Genomic DNA, 7713 nt, shown 5'->3' with positions numbered 1-7713 from the left:
ATATTAACTCAAAAAAAATAAACTCTGCACTGAATACCATGGTACTGAAGAGGAGAAATCTAAAAGAAGATTACAATTTCCTGCTAATTGTTTTCCGGTGCCACCTGCTCCAGAGCCTAAGGTAGTGGAGGTAGTAAATGAAAATACGTTAAAAATAGAAATAGAGATAAGCAGAGAAAATTGCATAAAACAAGTAAATGGAAGTTATAGTGATGGCTATTGTATTTTTAACATCAGTTTTGATGCTAGTGAAGGTAGGGAAAAAATTGACCCACGGTCTTTTAGAGTGGTAAAACCAAGAATAGTTAAAAAAACAACTAAAAATAGTAATGATGAAAGTAACATCACTGATGTTATAAAAGATATATTGAGAAAGAATTCTCAGCTTGCAATTTTGGAAGAATATGGGCTTACCCCTAATGTTGGGATCCAGTTTCCTAATGGTAAGGATTACAGTATAACAAATTCCACAGAAGGTAACGAAATCAAATCTACTAAGTTAGAATTAGATGATATGGGACTGCCAAAAATAAAAGTAAAGTACATGAGAGTAAAGAACCAAAAAAATTCTAAAAGAAAAATGCTCTGTCTTTCTGGTTGGAAGCCAGAACCAGAAGAGTTTGTGCTTAAGAGAGAAAATAAGGTAGTATCATTAAAATCAATGGGAGCAAGGTACATTAAGTATAATACTGTTTATTCAAAGGAGTCGAATCAACTTTATTATTTCCCTTGCAACGAAACAGCTGATGTTTTGGCAAAGCCACAGAGCGAGCTAGATAAAATAATATTCAATAAGCGGAAATATATTTCCATTCCTGAGGAAAATACGAATAGAAACAATTGCATTGCGGAAAAAGATGACGAAATGGATATAAAACAGGATTGCAACAAATGTAAGATAGTATATAAATTAATAGATGGAGAGAGTAAGGAAAAGTGTGAACAAGGTCAAGATGGTTGTATCTGCTCAGGTGAAGCATGTAGCCGCTCAACACAATATTTGAATAAAGAAGATGGTCAATCATTTTACTTGAGATATGAGGAAGTGGATTGTAAAGATAAAGATGGTAAAACACTAAAAAACGAAAAAGGCGAAATACAAAAGTGTACACAATTGAAAGATCAACCGGTTAAAGCAAACAGAACAGAGGTTTTTTATGCTGATAAATTATGTAGGCTTGATTTGGCAGGTTTAAAAAATGGATTGCGTGAAATAATAGTAAAGCAATTGAAAGATAAGAAACAAAAACTTGAGGAAAGTAATCAAGGATCTTATGAACTTGGGAATAGTTATACAGGTGACTTATCGCCATATGATTATGTTGAAATAGAAGCGTGGGGAGGTGGTGAAGCTGGTCATATAGCTGATAAAGCTCAGTCTACTGAAAGTAGACCAGGAATACCAGGAGATTATATTAAAGCTAAACTAAAAATTGATCCTAGTCATCCTGTAATTAAAGTTAAAGTTATGGAAGGGGGTGGCGGACTCACAAGCCATATATCCAATAAAGATGGCGGACCAACTTTTATAAAAATGTGCAAAAATTCTTCCGGAGCAGACTGTAAAGACTTAATCACTATTGCAGGTGGTGGTAAACATAGAACATATAATGGAAAGGAGTACAGGAAAACAAAGGTCCATATAGATGAATTAAAGCTAAGGGAACCAACAATAGTAACAGGTATATCATCTACACAAGGTAAACAAATAGCATATATAGAAAACGGTCAAATAAAATATAAAGATGTAAAAGAATGTAGGGTAGGCTATATTGATAGAGCATATGGTGCAGGTGGCTGCATCAACAGAAGTAGTGAAACCTATGGCAGAGGTTCTCCTGGTTATGTAAAAGTTAAACCTATGCTTGATGAATTTAACGAAAATAAGATAAAAAAAATAGACAGTACTATTGAGGAAATAATACAAAATCCGAACAGTATCGAAAATATTGGTGATCCTTGGATAAGTAAACTTGATCCCGATATAATCAACACAATCAAAAAAGAAATTAGAAAAGAGTTGTTAGGGCTATAGCTAAAAGATTCTAAATCGTAGCTTAAAGTACCTTAACACCATGAATCTTACCTCTTAATTTAATAATTAATTAAAGTAAATCATGTACTAATTTGCTATTCAGTTTAATTGCTACATTTTAACAAAAAGGTACAGCTAATGTAAGGGAGTGCTTTATGCCTCTAAGGAATAAGACTTCTGGGCTAATAGAACAACAATTTAACATTAATAAAAACCATGACAACTGTTTGGCTTACGCTATACACAATTGGGCTACAAGTGAAATGCCTGATTCCATTGCTCTCTGTATAACTGGAAATGGCGAATGCAAGATCAAGTACCAAGACATTGTAAATTCATTCAACATAACAAAAAAGGAAATTGACCAGGATAATATTGAAAATATAGAAGATAAAATAAGAAGTGAAGCTGAAAAGGAAAATAGCAAGTTTTCTGAGTTGATTTCTAGAATGGATCAATCGCTAAAAGAGCAGAGTGAAAAGTCTATTATACAAATTTTAAATTCATCTGCTGAGAAAATGTTACGGAGCTTCTATGGGCAATGCAACAGCTCCGCGGAGGAAAACAGTTCCCCTGAGACTCAAGAAATCAATAATGCACCATTTGCTTTACCTGAAGAGCCTACCACAGAAGGTTTGGGAACTACTACCAATCAAGATCCTTTTTTAACCTAATCAACCCCATATATATACTCTTTTTGCACACACGCCTTATGCTTTAAGGAAGATAGGAAGCACCATTTTTTACTGCATTTTTCTATTCTCATTATAACTTATTCGTCTATTTTCATAGTAATCTCACTGTCTATATTCTGTTTTTGATATCCATAAGTATCTTCTTTTATCATCGCGTAGCACCTGTTACTGAGCAGATTACTTTTTATCCACCCGCAATCTTTTTTTATATCACAGACCTTTTTCCAATTTTCAAACTCTTCTATCACTTTTAGGGGCAGATTTTTGCAAGTGTATATCCATATTACAGGATAGTGAAACCATGGTACTGCTCTCATATTGACTTTATTTGATTTTTTTGAAACAAAGTTGCTAGCAAATAAGTTAGGACTGAATAACAAAAACAATAGGATAATAGTAGATCTATTTTGAACTAAAATCCCAGTGTCACGCACTGGGATGATGTAAGCGGTTTATTCATCATAATTTACGATTAGATTGACATAAGATAAAGAGTAAATTAAAAGTTGAATAGATTTTTAATTTACAATAGATGTTCATAGAAATATTAATGCCTGCTCTTTCCCCAACAATGAGCAAAACTGGGGGAAAAATCGTAAAGTGGTGTAAAAAAGAGCAGGATAGAGTTGAAGTAGGTGATGTAATTGCTGAAATAGAGACTGATAAAGCCATAATGGAGTTCGAGTCTGTGGATGAAGGGGTTTTGGCAAAGATTCTAGTACCGGAGGGAGCAAGTGGCGTGCCTGTAAATCAACCAATAGCTCTAATGCTAGAAAAAGGAGAAGACAACAATGCACTTGACAGCTATGTTTCAGCTTCTACTACCAATATTGAAGCACACTTTCCAACGTTATCCAATTTTTCAGCGTCATCCAACCCTTCAACGTTACTCAGCTCTTTAATGCCATCTAACTCCTCAATGTTACCTAACACTTCAATGCCACCCAACTCTTCAGTGTCATCTAACCCTTCAGTGTCATCCCAGTGTCAAGCACTGGGATCCAGAGAAGAAGAAGATACCAAAACAACAGGAAGCAGAATAAAAATAAGCCCATTAGCCAAAAAAATAGCTCAAAATGAAAATGTGGATATAAAACGACTAAAAGGCACCGGTCCATATGGCCGTATCATTAAAGCTGACGTATTGGAGTTTTTAGATGGTGGTGTACAAATTGGAAGTCGTGAAAGATCGAGCGAAGACGTTATAGTTGAAACGAGTAACATGCGCCAGGTGGTAGCACAACGCCTGGTTGAGGCTAAACAGAATATACCACATTTTTATTTAACTGTAGACTGCCAGGTTGATAAACTAATATTACTCAAAAACGAGATTAATTCAGCAGATGAAAACAATAAAGTAACAATTAATGATCTAATTATAAAAGCTGTGGCTTTCAGCATAAAAAAATTTCCTGATATAAATTCCTCCTGGATAGATGATAAGATACTAAGATATGCAAATGTAGATATTTCAATCGCCGTGGCACTTGAAGATGGACTAATTACTCCCATAGTAAAAAATGCTAATAAAAAAAGTATTTTATCTATATCAAAAGAAGTAAAGGATCTGGTAAGCAAAGCAAGATCTGGAAAATTAAGACCTGAGGAATTTCAAGGAGGAGGGTTTACTATCTCTAACTTAGGCATGTTTGGTATAAAAACTTTCAGCGCTATAATTAACCCGCCACAGTCTTGCATTATGGCTGTTGGTACATCCAAGAAACAGCTTATTGTTATCAATGAAAAAATAGAGGTAGCAGAAATAATGATGGTAACACTTTCTGTTGATCATAGAACAGTTGATGGAGCACTTGGGGCAAGATTTTTAAACACCTTTAAGCATTATATAGAGAATCCCCTAGCGATGCTTCTTGAGTCTGAGTAGACATTGACTTTTTGCAAAATCATATCAGATTATCCAAAAAGTCTGATGCAAAAGAAAAGCCAAGGTTAGTTTATAGAGGAATTTACTATTAAACTAAAATTTAACATTCGAGTGTTACTATATTTAATTGAAATTGAGATAAACGTTATGGAACTGAAGAAATCTAACAACATTTTTAATATAAAGAAAACAGATAAAGACTTTTTAGAATAAATTAATGAGTATAAGAAGCAAGCTATTAATATTCAAGAGCACAATGACACAATCAATAGAGACCATTAATGGTCAACAACATACCTTAGGTAATGTATTGAGAAGACATCCAACAGCAATTGAAACTTCCATTTGAAAAGCACATTGCCGATATTAAAAAATGTGATGATGAGATTGCAAATGTTCTTGCTAGTCAATGATTACTAGGTTACGTAGTGTAAGACAGTCAATGCTAATCAAAAAATTTAAAAATCTTAGCAATATTGTAGAAATAATGAAAACAGAACATGCTAAAGGTAAGTATGACAATGCAAGTGTGAGCTCAATAAAAAAGCAAGTGGATATTGTTAAGAATGCTAGCAAAGAATTAAGTGATAACTTGAAAAAGCTGTCTAATTCGGCTTCAAATATTATTAAACTCATACAAGAGCAAAAAGGGCTTAAGGAAGAAATACATGAGTTAAAAAAAGAAGGGCTGAGGATTGCATTATAGAAGAGAAAAAGCTAGTAATAAAAGTACTGTAGAAGCAGACAATAACAAAAAAATTGCAATGATGAAGGCAAAAGTTAATGAGAATGACATTAACATTAAAAACTTCCGTAGTGGAGAAAAAGTCAAGGAATTAGACAAAGATGTAGAAAGTAGCTCGAACAAATTCGAAAGAGAGATTGACAAATTAGAAACAAAGGTCAGAAGTGATGGGTATAAAGCACCAGATAAAAGTTCTGAGGCTGGTAAGCTCGTACTTACGGTTGTAAAAAGAGTAAAAGGATTAGTAAAAAGTTTAAAAATAATTTTATTGAGTTAAGAAATAAAACGGCTGAATTAAGAGGAAAAGCCAAACATGATCAAGATGAGAATCTTCAGCCAACAAACGTATGTCAAATACACGCCAAGGGAAGATTTCCCAGAAAAAAACAGGAAACGAGCAGCAAAGACAACATTATTGATAGTGCAGAAATTAGGTACTTAACAAAAAGATCTAAAGAGCTTTTAGCTAGAGCATAGCTAATAGGGCTAGAGCGTGACTCAGGCAAATATAGTAAAACAGGTATTAATGTACTAAAAGAGCAGATTAAAGCTGTTTAAAGTACCGGTAAGAAGTTAAGCCATAACCTGAAAGAGCTATTTAATTTACCTTCAAGACGGACCAGCTTGTAAAAGAGCAAATCATTCTTAGGAGGAACTAAATAAATTAAAGCGAGAAAATCGAGCCTTAGATAAATTAGAAAAGAGAGAAAAAGTTAACAAAAGCATTATAGATAAGAGGAGAGAAGCTAACAGTAAAAAGATCGCTACCATAGAAGCAAAAGTTAGTGAAAATGAAACCAGAATAAAAAGTTCCAGCACTGAGAAAAAAGTTGGAGAGCTAAGTGAAAACATAAAAAGCAATTTAATTGACTTTAAAAGAGAGGTTGCTAAGCTAGAAACAAAGGTTAAGAGCCTTGAGAAAGGCCAGACACAAAAGCCTACCACAAATAGTAAACCGTCCTTTCAACCATCAGAGGCTGTTATTAAAATCTTTTGAAAATATAAAAGGATATTTGCATACTCTAGTTAAGAACGTCAACAACCATGGAATGTATGAAGGTAGTAAAGAATACTTACAGAAAGTAGCAAATTACCTAAATGATTCTTGTATCATGGAGAGCGACAAATTACAAAATCTAGAAACAAATCTCAACAAACCAGATTTAACAAAAGAGCAGTTTACTCAAATAACTACAGACTTAGTAAGTACAATAGATAGCTCAAAAATTGATAAATTTGACAGAAGAGAACAAAGAATTGTAGGCGATTACATTCAGAGGCTTGTAGAAGAAAGGAAAAACAATGAAGGAAAGAGACAAATTGATCTATAGAACCAACAATCAATCCAAAAAAAATTCTTCTCACGATAACTGGTTTTGGTTGCTGGAAATGGTTATATCATTTAAGTTTTTAGCAAAACTGAACTAATATCATTCCGTTTGGAGATAACAAGAAAATTTATGATAATTCTATACCTCAAATGGAATAAAATCCTTTTTATTAGTATCGTTCTTTGTGTAAAAAGCATTTCCAACTCTCTCTGTTTTTTCTGGGTAAGGTTCATAACTGCATGAAAATCTTGATTTTAGCCTACCAGAAACCCCAACTATGGATTGGATTTTGATAAATTATTAAAAATCTTGACTTTTTGAATCATGCTCAATCAGACTTAAAAATGGCAGTTCATTGCATACTTATATGGCTAAACCATTGAAATTCTTGAGTCTTACTAAATTGATTGAGCATTTAAGATGCCTACTGCTTAAATTTAGGTGCCCATTAGCTTTTTTATTGCAGATGTTTTAATTTACAAACCATTGATATTCTTTCTCTTTTTTATCTCTAATCCATAGTTGAGGTTAGAAGGGTGTCATGCAAAATAGCCCTTAGTTGTCATACAAGCCTTCTCTCCTGCCACCCCAACTCCTCCTTCTCTTGTCATCCCAGTGCCCCCTTTCTTGTCATCCAAGTAGCTGACACTGAGATCCAGGATACTGCTTTAGTAATAAATATCTAAGAAACTTACCAAATAAAAAAAGGTAAAAGAAACCCTGGTCAGTATTTATTTTTAGTGTTGGCATTTTTATCTCTTAAACGCTGCAATTTAGCTACTTTTAAACGCAACTAATCTAAGCTATAATATTTAAGAAATTTGCCAAGCAGAAAAAAAAGACAATAAAATCTCAAGTTAGCTAGTTACTCCACTCTCTATTTTAAAATCCGGCGTTGGGTGATGTCCTAAACGACTTATAAGCGCGTTTCAGCTTGTATGGGTAAAAACCCGAAGTTTTAAAAAGACATGCAGTGCACATAGTGCAAAAAATTAAACAATAATACGCCAAATACAAGTTTT

Annotated in this window: 7 protein-coding genes; 6 read left to right on the top strand and 1 reads right to left on the bottom strand. The window is 33.6% G+C overall.

Annotated features, from left to right (window positions below):
• The first annotated feature begins 97 nt into the window (after nt 1-97).
• Both IHO13_RS01775 and IHO13_RS01770 read left to right on the top strand, forming a co-directional pair.
• Nucleotides 98-2035 carry a hypothetical protein gene (locus IHO13_RS01775; RefSeq protein ID WP_225537999.1) on the top strand — a complete coding sequence of 646 codons (1938 nt, stop codon included), beginning with the start codon at nt 98-100 and terminating at the stop codon, nt 2033-2035.
• A 155-nt stretch (nt 2036-2190) separates the two neighbouring features.
• Entirely contained in the window at nt 2191-2709 is a 519-nt protein-coding gene (locus IHO13_RS01770) for a WBM0748 family T4SS-associated protein (RefSeq protein WP_225537998.1), read from the top strand.
• Between the two features lie 98 nt (nt 2710-2807).
• On the opposite strand, the gene IHO13_RS01765 is transcribed toward IHO13_RS01770, so the two are convergent.
• On the bottom strand, nt 2808-3047 hold the full coding sequence (locus IHO13_RS01765) for an SH3 domain-containing protein (RefSeq protein WP_255586062.1): 240 nt from the start codon (nt 3045-3047) through the stop codon (nt 2808-2810).
• A 215-nt stretch (nt 3048-3262) separates the two neighbouring features.
• On the opposite strand from IHO13_RS01765, the gene IHO13_RS01760 reads away from it, so the two are divergent.
• From IHO13_RS01760 to IHO13_RS01745, 4 genes are all read left to right on the top strand, one after another.
• Complete coding sequence (locus IHO13_RS01760; protein WP_225537996.1) at nt 3263-4615, top strand: pyruvate dehydrogenase complex dihydrolipoamide acetyltransferase; 1353 nt, start codon at nt 3263-3265, stop codon at nt 4613-4615.
• Nucleotides 4616-5024: 409 nt separating this feature from the next.
• On the top strand, nt 5025-5321 hold the full coding sequence (locus IHO13_RS01755; RefSeq protein WP_225537995.1) for a hypothetical protein: 297 nt from the start codon (nt 5025-5027) through the stop codon (nt 5319-5321).
• The gene (locus IHO13_RS01750; RefSeq protein ID WP_225537994.1) at nt 5311-5637 is read left to right on the top strand and encodes a hypothetical protein; all 327 of its coding nucleotides are present in this window, start codon (nt 5311-5313) and stop codon (nt 5635-5637) included. The genes IHO13_RS01755 and IHO13_RS01750 overlap by 11 nt, the downstream gene beginning before the upstream one ends.
• Nucleotides 5638-6373: 736 nt before the next feature.
• Nucleotides 6374-6691 carry a hypothetical protein gene (locus IHO13_RS01745; protein WP_225537993.1) on the top strand — a complete coding sequence of 106 codons (318 nt, stop codon included), beginning with the start codon at nt 6374-6376 and terminating at the stop codon, nt 6689-6691.
• Nucleotides 6692-7713 lie beyond the last annotated feature (1022 nt).

It is taken from the genome of Wolbachia endosymbiont of Mansonella perstans, from assembly GCF_020278605.1.
Classification (GTDB): domain Bacteria; phylum Pseudomonadota; class Alphaproteobacteria; order Rickettsiales; family Anaplasmataceae; genus Wolbachia.
Note: the sequence above shows the minus strand (reverse complement) of the source record. Positions and strands in the feature narration are given on the sequence as shown.

What these genes read in the sequence shown, in the direction of transcription:
- IHO13_RS01755 (WP_225537995.1), top strand. Translation starts at nt 5,025, where the DNA reads ATGATTACTAGGTTACGTAGTGTAAGACAGTCAATGCTAATCAAAAAA.
- IHO13_RS01765 (WP_255586062.1), bottom strand. Translation starts at nt 3,047, where the DNA reads ATGAGAGCAGTACCATGGTTTCACTATCCTGTAATATGGATATACACT.
- IHO13_RS01770 (WP_225537998.1), top strand. Translation starts at nt 2,191, where the DNA reads ATGCCTCTAAGGAATAAGACTTCTGGGCTAATAGAACAACAATTTAAC.
- IHO13_RS01760 (WP_225537996.1), top strand. Translation starts at nt 3,263, where the DNA reads ATGTTCATAGAAATATTAATGCCTGCTCTTTCCCCAACAATGAGCAAA.